The 23,671-nt window shown below is 66.7% G+C and carries 21 protein-coding genes; 14 read left to right on the forward strand and 7 right to left on the reverse strand.

Translation table 11 applies throughout. The annotated features are described in order from the left end of the window. Positions 1-16: 16 nt before the first annotated feature. The 6 genes from GVL12_RS18120 (at position 17) to GVL12_RS18145 (ending at position 7,043) form a co-directional block, all read left to right on the forward strand. Positions 17-1,612, forward strand: a complete 1,596-nt coding sequence (locus GVL12_RS18120) for an ABC transporter substrate-binding protein (RefSeq protein ID WP_159916589.1) — start codon at positions 17-19, stop codon at positions 1,610-1,612. A 198-nt stretch (positions 1,613-1,810) separates the two neighbouring features. After that, positions 1,811-3,043 carry a SpoIIE family protein phosphatase gene (locus tag GVL12_RS18125; RefSeq protein WP_159916591.1) on the forward strand — a complete coding sequence of 411 codons (1,233 nt, stop codon included), beginning with the start codon at positions 1,811-1,813 and terminating at the stop codon, positions 3,041-3,043. Between the two features lie 14 nt (positions 3,044-3,057). Continuing rightward, positions 3,058-3,630: a SiaB family protein kinase gene (locus GVL12_RS18130; RefSeq protein WP_159916593.1), complete on the forward strand. Its 573-nt coding sequence runs from the start codon at positions 3,058-3,060 to the stop codon at positions 3,628-3,630. Between the two features lie 34 nt (positions 3,631-3,664). Beyond that, entirely contained in the window at positions 3,665-4,054 is a 390-nt protein-coding gene (locus tag GVL12_RS18135) for a DUF1987 domain-containing protein (RefSeq protein ID WP_159916595.1), read from the forward strand. After that, complete coding sequence (locus tag GVL12_RS18140; RefSeq protein ID WP_159916597.1) at positions 4,055-4,816, forward strand: GGDEF domain-containing protein; 762 nt, start codon at positions 4,055-4,057, stop codon at positions 4,814-4,816. 28 nt (positions 4,817-4,844) lie between these two features. Next, on the forward strand, positions 4,845-7,043 hold the full coding sequence (locus GVL12_RS18145; RefSeq protein WP_200843879.1) for a bifunctional diguanylate cyclase/phosphodiesterase: 2,199 nt from the start codon (positions 4,845-4,847) through the stop codon (positions 7,041-7,043). A 4-nt stretch (positions 7,044-7,047) separates the two neighbouring features. Here the strand turns inward: GVL12_RS18145 and GVL12_RS18150 are convergent, their stop codons facing one another. From GVL12_RS18150 to GVL12_RS18160, 3 genes are read right to left on the reverse strand one after another with little or no spacing between them, the layout of a single operon-like run. Then, a complete protein-coding gene (locus tag GVL12_RS18150) occupies positions 7,048-8,769 on the reverse strand; it encodes an ABC transporter ATP-binding protein (RefSeq protein WP_159916601.1) in 1,722 nt (573 codons plus the stop codon). Position 8,770: 1 nt separating this feature from the next. Continuing rightward, positions 8,771-9,700 carry an ABC transporter permease gene (locus GVL12_RS18155; RefSeq protein WP_159916603.1) on the reverse strand — a complete coding sequence of 310 codons (930 nt, stop codon included), beginning with the start codon at positions 9,698-9,700 and terminating at the stop codon, positions 8,771-8,773. Between the two features lie 33 nt (positions 9,701-9,733). After that, entirely contained in the window at positions 9,734-10,717 is a 984-nt protein-coding gene (locus GVL12_RS18160) for an ABC transporter permease (protein ID WP_159916605.1), read from the reverse strand. 168 nt (positions 10,718-10,885) lie between these two features. Between GVL12_RS18160 and nikR the strand changes: the two genes are divergently transcribed. From nikR to GVL12_RS18185, 5 genes are all read left to right on the forward strand, one after another. Beyond that, positions 10,886-11,320: a nickel-responsive transcriptional regulator NikR gene (nikR, locus tag GVL12_RS18165; protein WP_159916607.1), complete on the forward strand. Its 435-nt coding sequence runs from the start codon at positions 10,886-10,888 to the stop codon at positions 11,318-11,320. 149 nt (positions 11,321-11,469) lie between these two features. Continuing rightward, positions 11,470-13,506, forward strand: a complete 2,037-nt coding sequence (locus tag GVL12_RS18170) for a TonB-dependent receptor (RefSeq protein WP_159916609.1) — start codon at positions 11,470-11,472, stop codon at positions 13,504-13,506. Between the two features lie 11 nt (positions 13,507-13,517). Continuing rightward, positions 13,518-14,231, forward strand: a complete 714-nt coding sequence (locus tag GVL12_RS18175) for a DUF4198 domain-containing protein (protein WP_159916612.1) — start codon at positions 13,518-13,520, stop codon at positions 14,229-14,231. Between the two features lie 105 nt (positions 14,232-14,336). Then, positions 14,337-15,326 carry a 3-hydroxyacyl-CoA dehydrogenase family protein gene (locus GVL12_RS18180; RefSeq protein WP_159916615.1) on the forward strand — a complete coding sequence of 330 codons (990 nt, stop codon included), beginning with the start codon at positions 14,337-14,339 and terminating at the stop codon, positions 15,324-15,326. Between the two features lie 5 nt (positions 15,327-15,331). Further along, positions 15,332-16,144, forward strand: a complete 813-nt coding sequence (locus GVL12_RS18185) for a 3-keto-5-aminohexanoate cleavage protein (RefSeq protein WP_159916618.1) — start codon at positions 15,332-15,334, stop codon at positions 16,142-16,144. On the opposite strand, the gene GVL12_RS18190 is transcribed toward GVL12_RS18185, so the two are convergent. Together GVL12_RS18190 and GVL12_RS18195 are read right to left on the reverse strand one after the other, a co-directional pair. Continuing rightward, positions 16,094-16,846: a GntR family transcriptional regulator gene (locus GVL12_RS18190; RefSeq protein WP_200843880.1), complete on the reverse strand. Its 753-nt coding sequence runs from the start codon at positions 16,844-16,846 to the stop codon at positions 16,094-16,096. The genes GVL12_RS18185 and GVL12_RS18190 overlap by 51 nt on opposite strands. Positions 16,847-16,852: 6 nt before the next feature. Continuing rightward, complete coding sequence (locus GVL12_RS18195) at positions 16,853-18,619, reverse strand: IlvD/Edd family dehydratase (RefSeq protein ID WP_159916621.1); 1,767 nt, start codon at positions 18,617-18,619, stop codon at positions 16,853-16,855. A 97-nt stretch (positions 18,620-18,716) separates the two neighbouring features. Here GVL12_RS18195 and GVL12_RS18200 point away from each other — a divergent pair, with 97 nt between their 5' ends. Both GVL12_RS18200 and GVL12_RS18205 read left to right on the forward strand, forming a co-directional pair. Next, positions 18,717-19,727, forward strand: a complete 1,011-nt coding sequence (locus GVL12_RS18200; RefSeq protein WP_200843881.1) for a tripartite tricarboxylate transporter substrate binding protein — start codon at positions 18,717-18,719, stop codon at positions 19,725-19,727. Between the two features lie 57 nt (positions 19,728-19,784). Next, positions 19,785-20,690, forward strand: coding sequence for a LysR family transcriptional regulator (locus tag GVL12_RS18205; protein ID WP_159916623.1), 906 nt, complete (start codon positions 19,785-19,787; stop codon positions 20,688-20,690). Between the two features lie 7 nt (positions 20,691-20,697). On the opposite strand, the gene GVL12_RS18210 is transcribed toward GVL12_RS18205, so the two are convergent. Then, positions 20,698-21,609, reverse strand: a complete 912-nt coding sequence (locus GVL12_RS18210) for an MBL fold metallo-hydrolase (protein WP_200843882.1) — start codon at positions 21,607-21,609, stop codon at positions 20,698-20,700. A 196-nt stretch (positions 21,610-21,805) separates the two neighbouring features. Between GVL12_RS18210 and GVL12_RS18215 the strand changes: the two genes are divergently transcribed. Further along, positions 21,806-22,825 (forward strand): tripartite tricarboxylate transporter substrate binding protein, encoded by a 1,020-nt coding sequence (locus GVL12_RS18215; protein WP_159916628.1) that lies wholly within the window; start codon positions 21,806-21,808, stop codon positions 22,823-22,825. Between the two features lie 45 nt (positions 22,826-22,870). Here GVL12_RS18215 and GVL12_RS18220 read toward each other — a convergent pair whose 3' ends face one another. Then, positions 22,871-23,641: a TOBE domain-containing protein gene (locus GVL12_RS18220; RefSeq protein WP_159916630.1), complete on the reverse strand. Its 771-nt coding sequence runs from the start codon at positions 23,639-23,641 to the stop codon at positions 22,871-22,873. Positions 23,642-23,671: the final 30 nt, after the last annotated feature.

Below are 23,671 nucleotides of genomic sequence, written 5' to 3' on the forward strand. Positions count from 1 at the left end.
TTTCCCTGTACACACCATGAAACTCTCGCGCACTTTCCGCACCCATTCCCTTCTGGCCTCGGCCCTGCTGGCCATCGGTTTCGCCAGCCATGCCGCGCCGCCCGATCACGCCGGCTCGCTCACGCTGCTGCTGCCCACCGAGCCCACGGCGCTGGTCACCGTGAGCAACGTCGCCACGCCCATCCTGAGCGTCAGCGCCAAGGTCACAGAGGGCCTGCTCAAGTACGACTACAGCGTCAATCCCCAGCCCCAGCTCGCGACCACATGGAGCATCAGCCCTGACGGCCTGACCTATACCTTCAACCTGCGCCAGGGCGTGAAATGGCATGACGGCCGCGAGTTCACTTCCGCCGACGTGGCCTTCTCCATCGATCTGCTCAAGAAGATCCACCCGCGCGGGCGCAACACCTTTGCCAACGTCAGCGCCATCGACACACCCGACAAGCACACGGCCATCATCCGCCTGTCCAGGCCCGCGCCGTATCTGATCCGCGCGCTCGTGGCCACCGAGACGCCCATCATTCCCAAGCACCTCTATGACGGCACGCAGGCCCAGTCCAACCCGCACAACAATGCCCCCGTCGGCACCGGGCCGTTCAAGTTCAAGGAATGGGTGCGCGGCAGCCATATCGTCTATGAGCGCAATGCCGACTACTGGGACAAGCCCAAGCCGTTCATTGACCAGCTGATCGTGCGCTTCGTCACCGACCCGGCGGCCGCGGCCGTGGCGTTCGAGACCGGCACGGTCGACCTGGGCTACCGCACGCCCGTGCCGCTGTCCGATCTGGAACGCCTCAAGAAGATTCCTTCGCTGCGCTTCGAGACCAAGGGCAACAGCTATTCGCACAACGTCACGCGCCTGGAGTTCAATCTCGACAACGCCTACTTCAAGAACGACAAGGTGCGCCAGGCCGTGGCCCATGCGATCGATCGCAATGTGATCGTCAAGGTCGTGAACTACGGCTACGGCAAGGTCAGCTACTCGCCCATCGCGCCGGGCCTGACGGCCTACCACGACCCCGCGCCATCGCCCTATGCCTACGACCTGAAGAAAGCCAATGCGCTGCTCGACGAAGCCGGCTATCCGCGCAAGGCCGGCGGCGTGCGCTTCGAGCTGCCGCTGGACTTCAATCCGATCAGCGCCGAAGGCTCGCGCCTGCCCGACTACATCCGCACGGCGCTGGCGCGCATAGGCATCGCGGTGACCGTGCGCGCCCAGGATCCGAGTGCCTTCATCAAGCGCATCTACACCGACCGCGACTTCGCGTTCACCACCAACGGCGCCAGCAACCTGTTCGATCCGACGGTGGGCGTGCAGCGGCTGTACTGGTCGAAGAACTTCATCAAGGGCGTGCCTTTCTCCAACGGCACGCACTACAACAACCCCGTGGTCGACAAGCTGCTCGAAGACGCGGCCGTCGAGAACGACGTGGTCAAGCGCAAGCAGCTGTTCAAGGACTTCCAGGACACGGTCGCGCGCGACGTGCCCGATCTGAACCTCTACCAGCCCGAGTTCATCACCATCGCCAACCAGCGCGTGCACGACCATTCGCTCACGGCCGATGGCGTCGAGTCGAATCTGGCCGATGTCTGGGTCGAGCCGAAGAAGTAAATACCGGCCCTTCGACAGGCTCAAGGCGAACGGGGGCTTGAAAACCCGTTCGGGCTGAGCCTGTCGAAGCCCCGGCTCGCCTGGTCGCCCAAGTCGACCAGGGTTTGGCGCAAGGTCCGTGCGCATGAAACAAATCTGTCACGAAAACGAAATACGCAAAAAGTAACATTTACACACATCGTTCCCTTCGTACTGTTCATGCCCGAAATCACTGAGTATCTAAGCGACTTTCGGCCCCGCTTTCGCCAGCCCAGCGCGGCCGACCTCTGCATCGAGGTACCGAGCATGACGCCCGACGAAACAAACGAGAAGGTCATGGAGGTTTTCAGCCGGCATCGTGATCTGGTGAGTCTTCCTGTCGTGGAGGGAAACAAGCCCATCGGTCTCATCAATCGCAACATCTTCCTGTCGCAGATGAGCAAGCAATTCCGGCAGGAGCTGTACGGCAAGAAGAGCTGTATCGCCTTCATGGACAAGGAGCCCCTGATTGTCGATGCCGCGCTGGACATCGATGCGCTGACCTTGAAAACCGTGGAGTACGGCGAGAAGACCCTGTCCGATGGCTTCATCATCACGCGCGAAGGTGCCTTCGCAGGAATAGGCAACGGATTGCAGCTCATGCGCGTGGTTGCCGACATGCAGGCCTCGCGCAACCGCCAGATCATGCACAGCATCGAATACGCGAGTGTGATCCAGCGCTCCACGCTGCGCAGTTCGCTCGATGCCATGACCCGTGCCTGCCCCGACGCCCATCTGGTCTGGGAGCCGCGCGACATCGTGGGCGGAGATTTCTACCAGTTCTGCACGGACACCGATGGCTGGTTCGCCACCGTCGCCGATTGCACGGGCCATGGCGTGCCCGGTGCTTTCATGACCTTGATTGCATCCACCAGCCTGAATCAGGCGATCGAGCAAAACGGCCCCAAGGACCCCGCGAGCCTGCTGGGCCATGTCAATCGCAGCATCAAGCAGATGCTCGGCCAGGTGAACGGACAGGACGGCACGCCGGGCTCCGACGATGGCATGGATGCGGCCTGCTTCTGGTTCGAACCCGCCAGCGGGCGGCTGATTCTTGCGAGTGCGCGGCTGGCCATGTTCGTGCTGCGGCCGGACACCGACAGCATAGAAATGCTCGACGGGCAACGCAAGGGCGTGGGCTATGTGGACAGCGATTTCGACTACGCCTGGCACAACCAGGAAGTGATGCTGCCCGCAGGCAGTCTGGTCTTCGTGAGTACCGACGGACTGATCGACCAGATCGGCGGCCCCCGTGGCATTGCACTGGGCAAACGCCGGGTCAGGGAACTTCTGCTCGAACACAAGGAAAAAACGCCGTCAGAGGTCAATGCGGCCCTGCTGAATGCACTGCGGCTCTGGCAGGGTGAACACCACAGACGCGATGACCTGACTTTCTTCTGTTTCCGTACATAAGGAGAGCCCCATATATGCCATCCGCCATGATTGCCGAAAAGTACGGCTCCTTCTTCAACCTGGCGCGCCAGCACCAGGTCATCTTCTACTACGTCGGGTACTTCTCGCAGCACATCGTCGCCGCCATGGCGGATGCGGTGAAGCTCCAGCTGGAAGTGGCCGGAGTGGCCGCACCCACACGGCGCAAGCTTTTTTCGTCCTTCGTCGAGATGGCGCAAAACATCATCCATTACTCGGCGGACTCGCTGACTCCCGCGAGCCAGAACAATGGCGAACTGCGCCACGGTTCGGTATGCATTCGCCGCGAGAACGACGGCAGCTTTCTGCTGCTGTGCGCCAACCCCATCGAGCCCTTGATGGCAGAGGACCTGCGGGTGAAGCTGGGTGCGCTGCGCAAGATGACGCTGGAGGAAATCAAGCAGGCCTACCGTCAGACGCTGCGCGAGGAAACCCCCGAAGGCAGCAAAGGTGCGGGCATGGGATTTCTCACCGTCGCGCGCGATGCACGTCTGCCGCTGGAGTTTGACTTCGACACGGACGACGCGTCTGGCGATTCACCGGTCTTCTACTTGAAGGCGGCGATCTGAGCTCGACGAGCTTGTCAACGAATCGAGATTACGCATGGAAAACCTCTACATCGCCCCCACGCCCAGCTCTCCCGAAGTGGATTTCAAATTTGATGCCCGCATATTGAGCCTGCGGGGCGAGTCCTACCCCGAAAATGCCGCGGCCTTCTATGGCGACGTCATCGCGCGGCTCAAGGACTTCCTTTCCACGGAGCAAGGAATCACGCTGGAAGTGAACATTGCGCTCGCCTACTTCAACAGCTCCAGCACGAAAATGCTGTTCAACCTCATCGAGGCACTGAGCAACGCGGCAGAGGATGGGAACCAGGTGCTGCTCAATTGGTACCACGACGAGGAAGACGACACCATCCTCGAGTTCGGTCAGGAATTGAGCGAGGATTTTCCGGCAATCACGTTTGTCACCCGCGCCATCGGAGCCGCTTGAATGCACGCCTCCGCCGCCGGGCCGGCCCACGATCTCTTCGATGCCGAAAACCAGGCGCTGCTGGCGGCGAAGTCGGCCTATTCGGCGGGCGCGGACTCCGCGCCAGGCCAGGGTGGGCAAGCGCTGGGGGATCTGATCATTGCCTTTGAGCGGCTGCTGCGAGAAACACGTCGGCTGGTGCGCCGCAGTGACAAGGCAGAGCTGGAGATGAACCAGCTGAACATGCGGCTTCAGGACCTGGCGGCCGAACTGGAACACCGCGCAAACCATGATCCGCTGACGGGCGTGCTGAACAGGGCCGCGATCATCGACCTGGTCAATCGCCATTTTGCGCACCAGGATCTCGCACTGATCGTGCTCGACATCGATCATTTCAAGCGGGTCAACGACAGCTTTGGACATCCCATGGGTGACAAAGTCATTCTCGGCGTGGTGGCTTGCCTTCAAGCGGTCGTGCCTGCCGCGGCGCAGGTAGGGCGCGTTGGCGGAGAGGAGTTCACCGTTGTGCTGCCGCGGCACAGCGGCGTCGAATCGGAACAGGTCGCGCAGGATTTGCGGCGCGCCATCGAAAGCCATGCCTTCGATCTGCCCGATGGAAGTGGTGTCACGGCCAGCTTTGGCGTCTGCTGGGCCTGCGCCGGCGGCGATTTCGACACCGCCTATGGCCTGGCCGATGAGGCGCTCTTCATTGCCAAGCGCGCAGGCCGCAATCAAGTCAGGCTGGCGCCCCCTTTCTCGCACACTTCCGAGCATGTGGTGTAACCCTGCACCGGGCGCGCGGGATACGGGCTTGTCCACGCTCCATGGCGCACAAGCGGTGGAGCAGGGCACGGGCCTGCAGTGGCGGGTACTTGTCGTTGACAACGATCCCGACGTTCATGCCGCAACCTGCGCTGCGCTCGAAGGCCAGCTGCTGTTTGAGCGCCCGCTGGTGTTCATGCATGCGTTCTCGGGAGACGAAGCACGCGCATTGCTGCTGCGCGAACATGACCTGGCGATGGTCCTCATCGACGTGGTGTCGGAGCGGGCCTGCTCGGGGCTTGATCTGGTGGACTTCATTCGCCACACCGCCGGCCTGAGAAACACGCGCATCGTGCTGCGCACGGGCCTGCCCGGGCAGGTTCCCGATCTGGAGACGCTGCTCCGGTACGACATCAACGACTACCGGACCAAGGCGGAGCTGACACGCGACCGCCTGCTGGCCATGGTGGTCACCGCCGTTCGCTCCTACAAGCAGCTTTGCGCCGTGGACGCCAGCCGGGTCAACCTGGAACTCATCCTGCGTTCCAGCGCATCGCTTCTGGAGACCAAGGATGCCTGCGAGTTCGCTTCCGCGGTCTTGATTCAGCTGTCCGCCTTGCTGAAGGTCGAAGGGGACGGGCTGGTCTGCGCCCAGCGTGGAGAGCGCGTGGGCGACTACTGCGTCCAGGCCGCCACTGGACGCTTTGGCGAATTCACGGGCCTGCCGCTGGCTCTGCTGCCACCAGGGCCCGCGCTGAATCTGCTTGAGGCAGCCATGAACGGCAGATGCAATGTCTATGGAGAGCACGGCGGGCTCGCGCTGCATATTGGCCACAAGGATGAGAAAGACATCGTCGTTTTCGTGGACGTTCCCACGACGCACAGCGCGCTGGACCCGCAATTGCTCGATGTCCTGTGTGCCAACCTGAGCACCCTGCTGCACAACCGGGGGCTTCTGGGGCGTCTGCACGACAGCGCATATCACGACCCGCTGGTCAATCTTCCCAATCGTTCTCACTTCATCGAGAAAGTCAATGAGTGCGAACGACAGGGAATGGATGACTATATTCTGGCCTTGATCGACATTGACGATTTCAGTGCCACGAACGACATGATGGGCCATCATTTCGGCGACCGCCTGCTGGAGAAAGTCGCGCGCCGCCTCCAGGACTCGCTACCCTCCGACGTGCTGCTGGCGCGGCTCGGAGCCGACACGTTCGCAGTACTGGGCTCGGTGCAACAGGTACAGCCCCGGCGTCTGCTGGAGTGTGCGCTGCAGCCATTGCATATTGATGGTGTGCCCCACAAGGTGTCCCTGACCTGCGGCTATGTGCTGCTGCCCAAGGCGCCGCAGCCCGGCGCCGATCTGATCAAGGATGCAACCATCGCGCTCAAGCGCGCCAAGCGCGACCATCGCGGCCAGCACCTGCGGTATGCAGATCAGATGGGAACGGAGGCGCGCGCCCGCGCCGTGCTGCTGTCCAAGCTCAGGGAAGCCATCGAGAAACAGCAGCTGTTCCTCGTGTACCAGCCGCAGCTCAATCTGGACACGCAGCAGCTGATAGGGCTCGAAGCCCTGCTGCGCTGGCGCACCGAGGACAACCGCTTCATTCCCCCCGATCAGTTCATCCCTGTCGCCGAACACTCCGGCCTTATCCTGGCCTTGGGGCAATGGGTTCTGTCGACCGCCTGCGCAACCATGCGCGAGCTGCTGGACACCGGGCTCGCACCGCGGCGCATGGCCGTCAACGTCTCGACCGTACAGCTTCAGGATGCGGGGTTCTTCGACCTGGTGCGCGCCGCGCTCGCGGCCAACGGCTTGCAGGGGCGGCATCTCGAACTGGAAATCACGGAGTCGGTCGCGGCACTGCCGACCAAGCTGTTGGACAGCACTCTTTGCGCATTGCGCGCAGAGGGTGTTTCGATTGCCATCGACGACTTCGGCACCGGGTACTCATCGCTGAGCTATCTCGAGCGCCTGCCGCTGGATCGCATCAAGATCGACCGTTCATTCACCCGCCAACTGGGAGACCCGCATGGTGCGCGCATCGCGGAAATGGTGGCCGAGCTGGGACGCAAGCTGGGGCTGACCGTGCTGGCGGAAGGCATAGAGGATGCCGGCGCCTGGCAAGCCCTGCTTGCAATGGGCTGCCAGGAGGGACAGGGCTATCACATCGCCATGCCCATGGACAAGGCGGAACTGATCCATTGGCTGGGCCGGCATCCTGAGCGCCTGCGCGCGACCTGACGCTTCAGGCCGCAAGCCTGTGCTGCGCGCCCGGCACCGAAGCGATCAGGCTGCGCGTATATGCATGCTGTGGCCGCTCCCAGATGTCCTGGTGGCTGCCGGTCTCGACAATCCTGCCCTGGTGCATCACCAGCACCCGGTCGGCGAAATAGCGCACCACCGACAGGTCGTGTGAAATGAACAGGTAGGACAGGCCGAAGTCCTCCTTGAGTTCGACCAGCAGGTTCAGTATCTGCGCCTGCACCGACACGTCGAGTGCCGACACCGGCTCGTCGAGCACCACCAGCGACGGACGCACGATCAGCGCGCGCGCAATGCCTATGCGCTGGCGCTGGCCGCCCGAGAACTCGTTGGGGTAGCGCGCCGCGGCGTCGGCCGGCAGGCCCACGCGATCGAGAATGCGCGCGATGCGCTGGCGGCGCTCGTCGCGCTGGTCCACGCCATGCACCAGCAGCACGCTGTCGAGAATGTCGAACACGCTGCGCCGCGGATTGAGCGAGGCATACGGGTCCTGGAACACCATCTGCATGCGCCGGCGCCAGGGCTTGAGCGCGCGCGCATTGAGCGGCGCAATGTCCACGCCGCCCAGCACGATGCGCCCGCTGGTCGGCTGCACCAGCCGCAGCAGCGTGCGCGACAGCGTCGACTTGCCGCAGCCCGACTCGCCGACCAGGCCCAGGGTTTCGCCGGGCGCGATATCGAAGGACACGCCATCGACCGCATGCACCACGCCCCCCTGGCGCGTGGCGTACTCGGTATGCAGGTCCTGCACCGACAGCAGCGGTGCGCAGGCGACCGCCGCGGCCTTTTGCACCGGCGTCGCCGTCGGCAGATGCAGCGCAAAGTCACGCGCCTGCGTCGCGGCATCGACGCGCACGCGGATCTCGGGCAGCCGCTCGGCCGTGTAGTGCAGCGAGCGGCCCGCATGCAGCGAAGCGCCCAGCAGGCCGCGCGTATAGGCATGTGCGGGCCGGGCAAAGAGTTCGGCCGTCGCCGCCTCCTCGACTTTTTCGCCCGCATACATGACGGCTACGCGATCGGCCCATTGCGCGACCAGGCCCAGGTCGTGGGTGATCAGCAACAAGGCCATGTCGAACGCGCGGCGCAGGCCGTCGAGCAGCTCGAGAATCTGCGCCTGCACCGTCACGTCGAGCGCCGTGGTGGGCTCGTCGGCAACCAGCAGGCGCGGGCGGCAGGCCATCGCCATGGCAATCATCACGCGCTGGCGCTGGCCGCCCGAGAGGTGGTGCGGGAAGTCGTCCAGGCGGCGCTGGGGCTCGGGAATGCGCACCAGATCAAGCAGCTCGATGGCGCGCTTGCGCGCCGCGGCCGCCGTCAGGTGCTCGTGCTGGCGCAGCGTCTCGATGATCTGCGCGCCAATGCTGTGCACGGGGTTGAGCGAAGTCATGGGCTCCTGGAAGACCATGGAGATATCGCGCCCGCGCAGCGCGCGCAGTTCGGCCGCAGGCATGGCGACGATGTCGCGGCCGTCGAACAGGATGCTGCCGCTCAGCGTCGCGCCCGGGGCCAGCAGCCGCAGGATAGCCAGGGCCGTCGTGGACTTGCCGCAGCCCGATTCGCCGACCAGCGCCAGCGTTTCACCGCGCTGGATTGTCAGGTCCAGGCCGCGCACGGCCTGGATGGGCCCGCGCGCGCCGCGAAACTGGATATCGAGGCCGCGGATATCGAGCAGCGGGGCCGAGGGAGGTATCAGTTCAAGCGCCATATCAACGTCCTCTGAGGCGTGGGTTGAGGGCGTCGTTCAAGCCCTCGCCCACCAGATTCAATGCCAGCACCGTCAGCACAATCGCCGCGCCCGGCAGCGCGCACAGGTACCACGATGTGCGCAGCAGCTCCCGGCCTTCGCCAATCATGCTGCCCCAGCTCACGGTGTTGGGGTCGCCCATGCCGAGGAACGACAGCGCCGACTCGATCAGGATGGCGCTGGCCACGAGCACCGAGGTGGTGACGATCACCGGCGGCAGCGCGTTGGGCAGCATCTCCTGCAGCATGATGCGCAGGTGGCCACAGCCCTGGCTGCGCGCGGCAAGCACGAACTCCATTTCGCGCAGCGTGCGAAATTCGGCGCGCACCAGGCGCGCGATCACGGGCCACGAGGCCAGGCCTATGGCCAGCACGATCACCGTCACCGACGGCTGGCCTATCGCCACCACCACGATCACGAAAAGAAACGAAGGCATGGTCTGGAACAGCTCGGTGATGCGCACCAGCACATCGTCGACCAGACCGCCGAAGTAACCCGCCGCCGCGCCGACGACGATGCCGATCAACAGGCTCAGCACCGCCGCGACCACGCCCACCGACAACGACATGCGCGCGCCGTGCGCAATGCCCGCGAGCACGTCGCGGCCCATGGAATCGCTGCCCAGGGGAAACGCCGGGTCCTGGCCCGGCCACAGCAGCGGCGTCGCGACCATGTCGAGCGGGTCGCCCGGGAACAGCCAGGGCGCGGCCAGCGCCAGCGCGAGAACCAGCAGCAAAAACACCACGCCGCCGACGCCGGCCGCATTGCGCACAAAGACCTGCAGCGCGGCATTGCCGGAAACGACGCCAGCCGATCGGCTGCGCAGCCGCTGCCACCAGGCGTGCAGCACGGGCCCGGGGCGCGTGCCCGTGGCGGGATAGGAAGTGGACATGGAGCAGGAAGTGATGGGAGAAAGGGGTTAGGCTCAGCGCAGCTGGATGCGCGGGTCCAGCCAGGCATGCAGCAGATCGACCAGCATGTTGGCCAGGATGACCAGCAACGACGACAGCAGCAAAATGCCCAGCAGCACGGTGTAATCGCGCGCCATCACCGACTCGAAGGCCAGCCGGCCCAGGCCCGGCCAGCTGAACACGGTCTCGACGACCACCGCGCCGCCCAGCAGCGTGCCGAAGTGCATTCCCGCGACCGTGGTCACGGGAATCAGTGCATTGCGCAGCACATGGTGGAACGTCACGCGCAGCGGGTGCAGGCCCTTGGCCACGGCCGTGCGCACGAAGTCCTGGCGGCTGACTTCAAGCATAGAAGCGCGCGTGAGCCGCGCAAAGATGGCGATATAAAAGCCCGACATCGCGAGCGCGGGCAGCACCAGATGGCGCAGCCGGTCGACCACGCTGTCCCAGCCCGTCAAGTTGGCGCCTATGCTGGCGCTGCCGCCCGTGGGCAGCCAGCCCAGGTGCACGGAGAACAGCACCACCGTCATCAGGCCCAGCCAAAAGCTGGGCGTCGAATACAGCAGCAGCGCCAGCACCGACAGCACGCGGTCCGACCAGCGGCCCACGCGGCTGGCCATGATGCTGCCCAGCAGCACGCCGACAGCCAGCGCCGCGCCCAGCGCGGCAAGCATCAGCAGCAAGGTGTTGGGCAGCCGCGCACCAATGAGCTCCGTGACCGGCATGTTGTAGCGCGGCGAAGTGCCCAGGCTCAAGTGCGCGAGGTTGTTCAGATAGGCGCCCAGTTGCTCGAGCACCGGCAGGTCGAGGCCGAAGTGGCTGCGCATCTGCGCCATGGTCTCCAGCGTGGCCGAGCCGGACTCCGCGGCGATGACGTCGGCCGCATCGCCGGGCACGAGTTGCAGCAGGCAGAAGTTGAGGATGACCACGCCAAGCACGGTCGGCACGGCCTGCCACAAGGTGCGCCGCAGAACCCGGCCGGCTTTGAGAAGATTCATGGGAGTTGGTGCGATGGAGAACAGGAAAAACCAGGAAAACGGATGCGCCCACCAGCATAGAAGCGCGACCCGGGCGCGCGCAACGAACGAAACCGAGTAAGCAAAATCGGTTTTTCTCGAGGCCATCGCCCGCCCCTGCCCGGCACGATCGTCGCTAGCATTCAGCCCATGCAACGATTCACCATTTCCCTCCAGGACAGCCTGGCCCGGGAGTTCGACGCCTTCATGGCGCGCACCGGCCACAGCAACCGCTCCGAGGCCATACGCGACCTGCTGCTCACCCATCTGGCCCAGCAGCGCGAAGCCACGCAGGCCATGGGCCCCTGCGTGGCCAACCTGTCGTATGTCTACGACCACCATGAGCGCGAACTCTCCGAGCGCCTGGCGCGCCTGCAGCATGCGCACCACCATCTGACGATCGCCACCACCCATGTGCACCTGGACCATTCGCAGTGCCTGGAAACGGTGATGCTCAAGGGCCCGGCCGAGCAGGTGCGGCAGTTTGCCAACCAGTTGATGGCCGAGCGCGGCGTACACCATGGCCAGCTCAATGTCGTCATGGGCCAGGCCGGGGCCGGCGCGGAGCACCACCACCACGATTGATTTGCTGGAGGGCGCGCACCGCGAGAGTGCGTGCGCGCCATCGTGCCGCCGTGCGTTGCTTGCAATGCACTTCCACGGTGCAGAAAGGGGCGCAACGCCTGGTATGAAGTTTTCTAAAAACTTCATACATACCGCTTGCGACTGCCCCGATGACCTTCTGCCATTTCCCGCCTGCCGCGCGCCGCGCGCCGATTCTTTCCCATGCCGCCGTGACGCTGGGCCTTGCGCTGGGCGCTGGCGCCCATGCGACCGAGACGGAACTGGCACCCATCACCGTCAAGGGCCAGGCGCTGCAGGCCAGCCGTGCGGCCTACTCGGTGCCCACGCTGGGCCGCGAGGACATCAAGGAGGCCGCGGTGTCCGAAGTCGAGGCCTTGTGGCGCCAGGTGCCTGGAATGCATGTCAACAACTACCAGCTCGGCGGCGTCGCCAACAGCGTGGTGCTGCGCGGTTTTTCGGGCGGCGGCCATGGCGGCGATATCGCCGCGACGCTCGACGGCATTTCGCTCAACGAGGCGATGTCGCACGCCGATGGCTATTTCGACCTCAACGTGGTCGTGCCGCTCGAACTCGAGGAAGTCGCGGTGCACCAGGGCCCGGTGTCGGTGCTGCAGGGCAACTTCAACCGCGCCGGCCTGGTCGAGCTGCGCACGCGCCGCAGCGGCGCATACCGCGAAGCCGCGCTGCAGGCCGGCAGCCACGGCGCGCTGGACGCCCAGGCCGCACTGGGCCTGCGCATTGATGATGCCAGCCAGCTGTTCATCGCCGCCCAGCATGCGCGCAGCGATGGCGCCCGGCCCGACGCGGGCAACGAACGCAGCACGCTGAGCGCGCGCTGGCAGCGCCAGCTCGACGCGCGCTGGCGCATCGCGCTGTCCGGGCGCATCCATGCGGCGCAGGGCGACTCGCCCGGCTATCTCACGCTGTCGCAATGGCAGGTGGACCCGCAGGGCAAGGACGCGCGCGTGCAGGGCGATGGTTCGGAAAAACACTTCAGGACACTGCGCCTGGACGTGAACTACGACCTCGGCGACGACACGCGCCTGCTCGCCTATGCCTATGGCACTTCGCAGGATTTCGTGCGCTGGTTCACGCGCCCCAAGGGAGGCACCTGGGCCCAGCGCGAAGAGCGCTATGAGCGCAGCGTTGCCGGCACCGGGCTGAACCTGAGCGGTGCGACGCGTTCGGCGCAATGGACCGCAGGCCTCGAAGCCCTGCGCGAATCGACCGACCATGGCTACTGGGACGACCTGGACAAGCGCCAGCGTTCGGCCGCGGCAATCAACAACCGCCAGGCGAGGCTGGACAACGTCGCGGCCTTCGGGCAGGTCGACTGGAAGCTGCACCCGCTGTTCGCGCCCAGCCTGGGCCTGCGCTGGGACCGTTTCACCGGCGCCTGCGAGCGCCTGGGCGCCGAAACCGGCGCCGAGCCCTGCACCCGCATGCAGCCCGTGGCGCACACCAGCCCCAAGCTGGGGGTGAGCTCCCAGGTGCATGAGCGGCTGACGCTGCGCGCGAGCTGGTCCGAAGGCTTTGCGCTGCCGAGCAACTTCGCGAAATATGCGCTGGGCGCCGCGCAGCTAGACCCCAATGTGTTCCGCCAGACCGAAGTGGGCCTGCAGTGGATCGCCAGCAGTCAGCTGTGGCTGGACCTGGCGCTGTACCGCATGGCATCGAGCCAGGAAATCCGCAATCTGGCGCCCGGCGTCTACGAGAACTTCGGCCAGACATTGCGCCGGGGCGCCGAGCTGCAGGCGGTCTGGACGCCCGCCAGCACACTGGAGCTGCGCTGGAACTACGGCCGCGCGCAGTCGCGCGTGACCCAGAACGCCAACGCCGCGCTCGTGGGCCGCCAGGTCGCGGCCGTGCCCAGCTACACCAGCACGCTGCAGGCACGCTGGCACATGACGGCGGACTGGACGCTGCAGGGCGCGCTGCGCCATGTGGGCCGCATGGCGGTCGACGCGTCCAACAGCCTCTGGAGCCCGGCCTACCACGTGGCCGATCTGGGCCTGCAGTACCGCCTGCCCGCGTCGCTGGGCCTGGCGGACGGCACGCTGAGCCTGACGGTGCGCAACCTGGCCGACAAGTCCTATGCCTCGAGCATGTCGGTGATTGGCGGCGAGCGCCTGGTCGCGCCCGGCGCCGCGCGCACGCTAATGCTGGGCCTGAATTTTTCTCTCTGACAAGGAATCCGATGCCAACACTGCAATCTCGCGCGCGCATTGCGCTGTGCAGCGCCGCCCTTCTCGTCGGCGCAGCCCATGCCCACAATGTCTGGCTGGAGCCCGATGCCCAGGGCGGCTATCTGATCCAGTTCGGCGGCCATGCGGGCCAGCTCGAAGCGTTTGCCCCCAAGAAGCTGCAAAGCGTGCGCGCCTTCGACCGGCGCGGGCGCGGCGTGCACGCGCGCGTGGAGCCGGCGCCCCAAGGCCAGGGCCTGCGCGTCGTGCCCTCGCCCGAAGCCGCGCTGATCGCCGTCGAACTCGACAACGGCTTTTTCAGCGGCAGCGCGGATGGCGCAATGCGCAATATACCCATGGACCGCAACCCCGGCGCCACGCGCGGCGTGCACGCGCGCAAGTTCCACAAGACGGTGATCGTCTGGAACGCACTCACGCAGCGCGACATCGGCCAGACCTTCGAAGTCACGCCGCTGCAAGGGCGCGCGCCGCACGCGGGCGACTGGCTCGAACTGCAGGTGCAGCTGCAGGGCAAGCCGCTGGCCGGCGCGCGCCTGCGCCTGGGGGAAAACGGCCCCGAGGCCATGACCGACGCCCAGGGCCGCGCAAAGATTCAGACGACGCGCGGCACCAACCATGTGCAGGTGATCTTTCGCCAACCCGTGCAAGGCGACCCGCGGACCACCGAAAGAAGCTATGAAGCCTTGCTGAGTTTCGCGGTACATTGAAGATGCGCTGATTCACAAAATAAATCGATGAATCAATCGATTTATTTCGCTTCACAGATGGATGGCGGCTGGCGAGACTAGCGGGTACTTTCTGCCTTGCACGCCATGAACACCTCTCCCGCTTTTTCCGCCCCGGCCCATTTCTTCCGTCCCAGCCAGTCGCAGGCCGTCGTCGTCGGCGGCGGCACCATGGGGGCCGATGTGGCCGTGGTGCTGGCGCGCGCGGGCTGCCGCACCACGGTGGTCGAGACCACCACGCAGCGCCATGCGGCGCTGCGCGCCCAGGTCGCGCTGGGCTTGCGCCAGCTCGGCGCCGAAGACCAGCTGTGCCACCTGGCGATCGCCAGCGAACTCGAGGCGCTTGACTGGGCGCAGATCGACCTGGTCATAGAGTGCATTCCCGAACGCCTGGAACTCAAGCAGGCGCTGTTCGCCCGGCTGGAAAAATGCGCGCGCGCCGATGCGCTGCTCAGCAGCAACAGCTCGAGCTTTCCGATCTCGGCGATCGCCCAGGGCCTGGCCACGCCCGGGCGCATGGTCGGCCTGCACTTCTTCATGCCCGCGCACCTGACACCGCTGGTCGAAGTCGTCTCGGGCGAGCACACCGCGCCCGAAGCCGCGGACAACCTCTACAGCTTCATGCGCCAGTGCGGCATGGTGCCGGTGCGCGTCAAGAAGGACTTGCCCGGTTTTCTCGCCAACCGGCTGCAGCATGCGCTGGCGCGCGAAGCGTTTGCACTCATCGACGCCGGCATTGCAACGCCCGAAGACGTCGACGCGGCCGTGCGCTTTGGCTTTGGCTTTCGCTTCCTGGCCGCGGGCCCGGTGCTGCAGCGCGACCATGCGGGCCTCGAAGTGCACTGTGCGGCCGGCGCCACCATGTACCCGTCGCTTGCGGCCAACCATGTGCCCGCGCAATGCCTGTCCGAGCGCGTGGCGCAGGGCAAGTTCGGCATGAAGACCGGCGAAGGCTTCTTCACCTGGACACCCGAGTCAGCGGCCGCCGAAAAGGCGCGCTACCAGAACCTGCTGCTCGCCGGCCTGGACCTGCTCGCGCCCGAGCTGCCCCCCGTACAAGACGCCGCCCAGGCCTGATTCCCATGACACATTCCCTGATCGTCACCGTGGCCCCCAACGGGGCCTACAAGCAACCCGCCCAGCACGCTGCCCTGCCCATCACGGCCGAGACACTGGCCGACACCGCCAAGGCCTGCCTGGATGCCGGCGCGGCCATGCTGCACATGCATGTGCGCCACCCCGACGGCCGCCACCTGCTCGACGCCCATGCCTACCAAGAGGCCACGGCCGCCGTGCGCCGCGCCGTGGGCCGGGAACTGGTGGTGCAGATCACCACCGAAGCCGCCCAGGTCTACCAGCCGCCGGTGCAGATGGCCGTGGTGCGCGAAGCCCGGCCCGAAGCGGTGTCGGTGGGCCTGCGCGAACTGCTGCAGCCCGGCGTGAGCGAGCGGGACCTGCAGGATTTCTTCCAGTGGCTGGTCGCCAACGAGGTCATGACCCAGGTGATTCTTTACGACACCGCCGATGTCGCGCACTGGCAGCGGCTGCGCGCCAGCGGGGTGGTGCCGCACGCCAAGTGGTTTGTGCTGTTCGTGCTGGGCCGCTACGCGGCCGGGCAGACGTCCAGCCCCACCGACCTGCTGCCGTTTCTGGCCGCCGATGACGGCGCCCACCCCTGGGCCATGTGCGCGTTCGGCGCGCAGGAAAACGCCTGCGCGATCGCGGCCGCGGCGCTGGGCGGCCATGTGCGCGTGGGTTTTGAGAACAACCTCCATCTCAAGGACGGCAGCCTCGCGGCCGACAATGCCGCGCTGGTGCGCCAGGTCGCGCAGGGCGCGCAGGCCTTAGGCCAGCGGCTGGCCAGCGCGCACGAAGTCCGCGCGCGTTTCCTCTGAACCCGGCTCGTCGCGCGCAATCGCATGGCCATGCACCAGCAGATAGGCGTCGCGCGAAGGCAGCAGATGCGCGCGGCACAGCGCCACCAGCTGCGCGCGCGCGCCCGCCTCGAGCGCGTCGATCAGCGCATGGTGCTCGGCGCGCGAGCGCTCGCGCTGGGCCGGCGTGGTCATCGCGCCAAAACGGATCGCATGCGTGCGGCGCGCGTACTCGCCTATCGCCTGTACCAGCACCGCGCTGCCGCACAGGCCGAAGAACGCTTCGTGAAACGCCTTGTTGCTGCGAAAGACACCGCGCACATCGTTGGCCTGGACGGCCGCGTCATGCGCCTGCTGCAGCGCGCGCAGCGACTGCACGGCCTGCGGACTGGCGGGCAGCGCCATGCGCTGCGCGGCCTGGGTTTCAAGCAGGATGCGCATTTCGTAGAGCTCGATCACTTCCTGCGCGCTGAAGTGGCGCACCAGCGCGCCGACATTGCGCTTGCGCTCGACCAGGCCCATGCGTTCGAGCAGCGCCAGCGCATCGCGCACTGCATGGCGCTTGGCCGCAAAACGCGCGATCAGCTCGTCCTCGATCAGCCGCTGGCAGGGATGCAGGCTGCCCAGAACGATGTCTTCCTCGAGCGCATGCGCAATATGTTCGGCCACCGCCGCCACCGGGGCCGCGGCCCCGGCGTGGCTCTGCACCTGCTTGTCCATCATCAACACTCAACTCCGTGGCACGCTGCCCTTGTGCTCGACGGCAGCCAGAAAATCAAAATCCGCCCCCCGGCCGGCCTGGGTCACGGTCTTCAGGAACAGGTGCTGGTAGCCGCGCGCGGCCGTCGGCTCCTGCACGGGACGCGCCGCGCGGCGCGCCTGCAGCTCCTGCTCGGACACCAGCCACTCGATGCGGCGTTCGCGCACCGACAGCCGGATCCGGTCGCCATTTTGCACCCAGGCCAGCGGGCCGCCCACGGCGGCTTCGGGCGTGACGTGCAGCACGATGGTGCCGAACGCCGTGCCGCTCATGCGGCCGTCGGAAATGCGCACCATGTCCTTGACGCCCTGGGCCGCGAGCTTCTTGGGAATCGGCAGGTAGCCGGCTTCGGGCATGGCCGCGCCCTTGGGGCCTATGTTCTTGAGCACCAGGACGTCGTCGGCCTGCACGTCGAGAGCGGGGTCGTCGATGCGGTTGGCAAGGTCCTGGGCATTCTCGAACACCACGGCCCGGCCTTCGTGCTCCATCAGCCGCGCGTCGGCCGCCGACTGCTTGATGATCGCGCCTTCGGGCGCGAGGTTGCCGTAGAGCACGGCAATGCCGCCTTGCGGGTAGATGGGGTTGTCGCGGCTGCGCACCACATGCTGCGCAAAGCCCGGGCCGGCGGCCTCAAGCTCTTCGCCCAGCGTGCGCCCGGTCACGGTGAGCGCGTCCAGGTGCAGCAGCGGCTTGAGTTCGCGCAGCAGCGTGGCCATGCCGCCCGCGGCGTGGAAGTCTTCCATGTAGTGGTCGCCCGAAGGCTTGAGGTCGAGCAGCACCGGCGTTTCGCGGCTCATCGCGTCGAGCGCCTTGAGGTCGAGCTCGTAGCCCATGCGGCCCGCGATGGCCGCGAGGTGGACGATGGCATTGGTCGAGCCGCCCATGGCCAGCAGCACGCGCACCGCGTTCTCGAACGCCTCGGGCGTGAGCACCTTGTCTATGGTCAGCCCGGTGCGCGCCATTTCCACGGCCACGGTGCCCGTGCGCTCGGCGACGCGAATGCGGTCCGCGGTCACGGCCGGCGGCGAGGCGCCGCCGGGAACGCTCATTCCCAGCGCCTCGGCAATGCAGGCCATGGTGCTGGCCGTGCCCGCGACCGAGCAGGTGCCCACGCTGGCGACGAGCTGGTTGTTCACGTCGGCGACTTCGTCGGCCTCGATTTCACCGGCGCGGAACTTGCCCCAGTAGCGGCGGCAGTCGGTGCAGGCGCCGACGCGTTCGCTGCGGTGCGAGCCGGTCAGCATGGAGCCGGTCACGAGCTGCACCGCGGGCAGGCCGGCAGACGCCGCGCCCATGAGCTGGGCCGGCACCGTCTTGTCGCAGCCGCCGATCAGCACCACCGCGTCCATGGGCTGGGCGCGCAGCATTTCCTCGGTGTCCATGGACATCAGGTTGCGCAGATACATGCTGGTCGGCTGGGAAAAGCTTTCGTGCAGCGAGATCGTCGGGAAGTCCATGGGCAGGCCCCCGGCCATCAGCACGCCGCGCTTCACGGCCTCGAGCAGCTGGGGCATGTTGCCGTGGCAGGGGTTGTAGGCGCTGCCCGTGCTCGCGATGCCGATCACGGGCCGCTCGAGCGCCTGGTCGGTGTAGCCCGCGCCCTTGATGAAGGCCTTGCGCAGGAACAGCGAGAAGCCGCGATCGCCGTAATTCGTCAGGCCTTTGCGGATGCCGCTTTGCGCGTCTTCGGGGTTGATGGCGTGGGCTTGCGGCGCGGGGCGTTGGGGGTTAACCATGATCGGTCCTTCAGATTATTAATAATATTATCGACATAACAAGAGCCCCAACGGCCAGGTTTTTTAAAAACTCAGTGAAAACCCCGAGGAGACACGCATGAAAAAAGCCATGTTCACCGCAGCGCGCACGCGCCGCACCCATCTGGGCCTTGCGCTCGCCGTCGCCGGCATTGCGCTGGCCCCGTCCTTGGCGCAGGCCCAGAACGCCTATCCCAACAAACCCGTCAAGGTGGTCGTGCCCTATGCGCCCGGCGGCGCGACCGACGTCATCGGCCGCGTGCTGGCCAAGCACCTGTCGGATGCGCTGGGCCAGCAGTTCGTCGTCGACAACCGCGCGGGCGCAGGCGGCAGCGTAGGCGCGGGCCAGGTCGCCAAATCGCCGGCCGACGGCTATACGCTGATGCTCGGCGCGTTCACCAGCCACACCATCAACGCGGCGCTGATGCCCAAGACCGTGCCGTTCGACATAGACAAGAGCTTTGCCCAGATTTCCATCGTCGGCACCGTGCCGCTGGTGTTCGTCGTCAACCCGGGCGTGCCCGCGCGCGACATCAAGGAACTGATCGCGCTGGCCAAGAGCCAGCCGGGCAAGCTGAGCTTCGCTTCGGCGGGCAATGGCTCGCCCCAGCATCTGGCCACCGAGATGTTCAAGCGCCAGACCCAGGTCGACGTGATGCATGTGCCCTACAAAGGCAGCGGCCCGGCGCTTTCCGACCTGCTCGGCGGGCAGGTGAACGCGATGATCGATACCGTGCCCGCGGCCCAGGCACAGATCAAGGCCGGCAAGCTGCGCGCGCTGGCCACGACCACGGCCCAGCGCGTGCCTTCGCTGCCCGATACGCCGACCGCGATAGAAGCCGGCCTCGCCGACTTCCAGGTCAGCTCGATGTTCGGCCTGGCCGCGCCCGCGGGCACGCCCGCCGACATCGTGAAGAAGCTCAACCTGGCGCTCAAGGAGATTCTGCTCAAGCCCGAAGTCCAGGAATCGATGCTCGCCCAGGGCGCGATCGCGACCTACACCACGCCCAATGACGCGGCCAAGGCCATCGCCCAGGAATATGCAAAGTGGGCCAAGGTGATCCAGGAAGGCAATATCCAGGTCGAGTGAGGCGCGGCGCGGCGCGGCCGGCGAGGCCGGCGCGGCCCACCTCCTATACTGCGCGCGGTGGACACCAATCTTTCGACCAAGGACCTGCGGGCCTTTCTGGCGCTGAGCCAGACCCGCAATTTCGGCCAGACCGCGCTGCAGCTCCACACGTCGCAATCGGCGCTGTCAGCGCTGATCGCGCGCCTCGAAGAACAGCTGGGCGCGCGGCTGTTCGACCGCACCACGCGCTCGGTGTCGCTCACGGACGCGGGGCGCGCCTTCGCCGTCCACGCCGCGTCGCTGCTGCGCCAGACCCAGGAAGCGGTGCAGGCCATCCAGGACACGCTGGCCCTGCGCCAGGGCAAGGTGTCGGTCGCGGCCCTGCCCTCGCTGGCCGCGTCACTGGTGCCGGTGCTGCTCGCGCGCTTCCATGCCGACCACCCGCAAGTGCGGCTGTCGCTGATCGACACGCTGTCGGCGCATGCCTTCGCGCTGGTGCGCGACGGCAAGGTCGACTTCGCGCTCACGGCCGCCGACCCCCAGCAGGAAGACCTGGTCTACGAACCGCTGACCCAGGACCATTTCGTGCTGCTGTGCGCGCCCGAGCATCCGCTGGCACGCCAGCGCACACCGATCGCGCTGGCGCAGACGCTGGCCTATCCGCATGTCTCGATGTCGCCCACGGCCAGCGTGCGCCAATACGTCGACGAGGCCTTGGGGCGCGAGGATCTGCGCTTTGCGCCAGCGTTCGAGGTCGACCATATCGCGACCATAGGCGCACTGCTGTCGGCGGGGCTGGGCGTGGGCGTGCTGCCCGAAACCGCCTGCCAGTTGATTGCCCACCGCGGCCTGGTCACGCGCGCGCTGAGCGCGCCGGGCATTCAGCGGCCGCTGGGGCTGGTGCGGCGCAAATCGCCGCCGCTGAGCCCCGCGGCCCAGGCATTGCGCGCGCTGCTGGTCGCGCACTTTTCTGCGCCGGATTGAAGCGCGCTCAGGCCTGGGGTATCCAGCGATAGCCTTCGCCGTCCTTGCGAATCCGCCCCAGCGAAGGCAGCGGGAAGTGGAAGCCGCCGACCAGGCCGCCTTCGCGCGCCATGCGCGCGAGCAGCGCGTGGCGGGTGGCGCGGGCCTGGGCCGGGTCCATGTCGAACTGCACCTGCCAGTCGGGGTTGCGCACGAACAGCGCGGGGAAATGCGCGGTATCGGCAAGAAACGTGAAACGCTCGTTGCCCGAGCCCAGTGCCAGCGCCGTATGGCCCGGTGAATGGCCGAACGCGGCAATGCTTTCGATGCCGCCGACCACGGTCGTGCCGGGCTCGAACAGCCGCAGCTGCTGCGCCGGATAGCCCTGGAATACGCGCTGCACGGCGAGGAAACCGCCGCGCGCGGCTTCGGGCGCGGCGTCGCGCCGTGCCGCATCCATCCAGAACGCGTATTCAGGCGCGGGTACATAGAGCTGGGCCTGGGGATAGAGCAGGCTGCCGTCCTTGCGCCGCAAACCATTGATATGGTCGCCGTGCAGGTGGCTCAGCACCACGGCATCGATGGATGCCGGGTCTATGCCCGCGGCGCGCATATGCGTGTGCAGCAGGCCCGTGCCCGGCGGGCCGTTGTCGGCAAAGCCGGTATCGAGCAGATAGCGCTTGCCGTCGACTTCGAGCACAAAGCAGGTGTAGGGAACGTCAATATAGTCAGTGGGCAGGCCCTGGGCCGCGAGCGCGGCCTGCACCTGGGCCAGCGGGGCATTGCGCACAAAGCCTTCGGCCAGGGGCCTGCGCCCCACGCCGTCGCTCACCGCCACCACATGGGCGTTGCCGAGCTTCTGGCGAAAGAAACCCTGGGCGAGGCTCGCGGCGGGCGTGGGCGCATGCGCGCAGCCTGAAACGCCTGCGGCGCCAGCCATAGTGCCCGCTCCCCAAACCAGCCATTGGCGGCGTGTTGTTTCCATGGTCGATCGTCCTTGTAGGTGTGGCAAAGAAACGCCCGGCCTGGAATGGGCGCGAGCGGCGATTTCGGTCTGCCGCGCGGGCAAACCCTGTGCCGGCCCAATGTAGCACTCCGTAGACTGGGCCACCAATTTCTGACACCTGGAAGCTTTGATGACTGCACCATTCTCCCCCTTGTCCGCCGCATCTCTCGACCGCCGCCAATGGGTGCAACTCGCGCTCGCCGGCGGCCTGGGCTATACCTCGCTGGGGCTGGGCACTGCGCTCGCGCAGGCCAAGTACCCGAGCAAGGCGATACGCATGATCATCCCGTTCACGCCCGGCGGCTCGGCCGACATCCTGGGGCGCGCGATCGGCCATGAACTCACGACCGCCTGGGGCCAGTCGGTCATTCCCGAGAACATCGCGGGCGCGGGCGGCAGCATAGGCGCCGACCGCGTGGCCAAGGCCGCGGGCGACGGCCATACGCTGCTGATGGGCCATGTGGGCACGCTGGCGATCACGCCCGGCCTGTACCCCAAGCTGCCCTACGACCCGATCAAGAGCTTCACGCCGATTGCCTGGGTCGCGCGCGTGCCGAATGTGCTCGTCGTCCATCCGTCGCTGCCGGTCAAGGACCTGGCCTCGTTCATCGCCTACGCCAAGGCCCATCCGGGCAAGATCAACTACAGCTCGGGCGGCAACGGCAGCGCCGCGCACATGACCATGGCCTACCTCGCGCAGCAGACCGGCCTCGACATGCAGCATGTGCCCTACAAGGGCACGGCGCCGGCCGTCAACGACCTGGTCGCGGGCCAGGTCCAGGCGCTGTTCACCGGCATTCCGGCGGTGCTCGCGCAATTGCGCGCGGGCCAGATCAAGGCGCTGGCCGTGTCGTCACCGCAGCGCGCGGCCATCCTGCCCGATGTGCCCACGGTCGCCGAAGCGGCCGTGCCAGGTTTCGAAGCCGACCAGTGGTATGGCGTGGTCGGCCCGGCACGCATGCCGCCCGACCTCGTCGCACGCATCAACGCCCAGATCAACGAATCGCTCAAGAGTCCGGCCATTCTCGAACGCCTGCAGGGCGAAGGCGCCCAGCCCATGCCCAGCAGCCCGGAGGTGTTCGGCCAGCTGATCGCCAAGGACCTCGCGCGCTGGGGCAAGGTGATCAAGGACAACCATATGACGATTTGAGAACGTGTTCTGAGGCGCCAGGGTCGCAAGCCGCTCAGGGGGCGTTCAGGAAACCACTGCCAGCGCCAACGCCGACTCGGGCAACGACAGCAGCACCCGCGCCCGCGCGCGCAGCCCGCTGTCCGCATAGGCAAACCCCACCATATGCACGCCCGCATCAAGCTGGGCCGCGACTTCGTCGCCGGCTTCACCGCGCGCCACGCGCGTGACGCGCGCGGGCCAGCAGTTGTCTCCCACGGGGAATGTGGAGCGCGCGGGCTGCACCTGTACCGCCGTGGCCTTGGCCAGCGCCAGCACCGGCAGGCCGGGCACCAATCCCAGCAACTCGGCGCTTTCGCGCGTGATGCGCGACGCAAGCCGCAGCGCCGACGCACCGGCATCCGCGCCACGCAACTGCACCCGCACCAGCGGCCCCTGAACCTGCAGTGCCTCGACCACGCAAGGCCACTGGTTGCGCATGCTGGTGCGCAGCGCCAGGCGCGCGGCCACCGGCGCCTGGCCGCTCAGGCGGGCCAGCACGTCGGCGCGCGCCGCGTCCATGGCCTGGGCCGCATCGAGCAGCGCCTGGCCGGCGGGCGTGAGCACCGCGCCGCCGCCGCCCGCACCCCCGACCACGCGCTCGACCAGCGGCACGCCCGCCAGATTGGTCAGCGTGTCGAGCGCCTGCCAGGCGGCCTTGTAGCTCACGCCCACAGTGCGCGCGGCTTCGGAAATCGAGCCGCCCGCACCGATCTGGCGCAGGATGGAAATGCGCTTGTCGGCCGGGCCATGGTCCAGCGCGGCCGCCAGCGACAAAGAGGGAGACGGATCTTGCATGCCGCCATCATGCCCCGGGTCGTGCCACCC

The sequence above is a fragment of the Pantoea sp. 18069 genome (genome assembly GCF_902706035.1).
In the GTDB taxonomy this organism is placed as follows: Bacteria; Pseudomonadota; Gammaproteobacteria; order Burkholderiales; family Burkholderiaceae_C; genus Comamonas.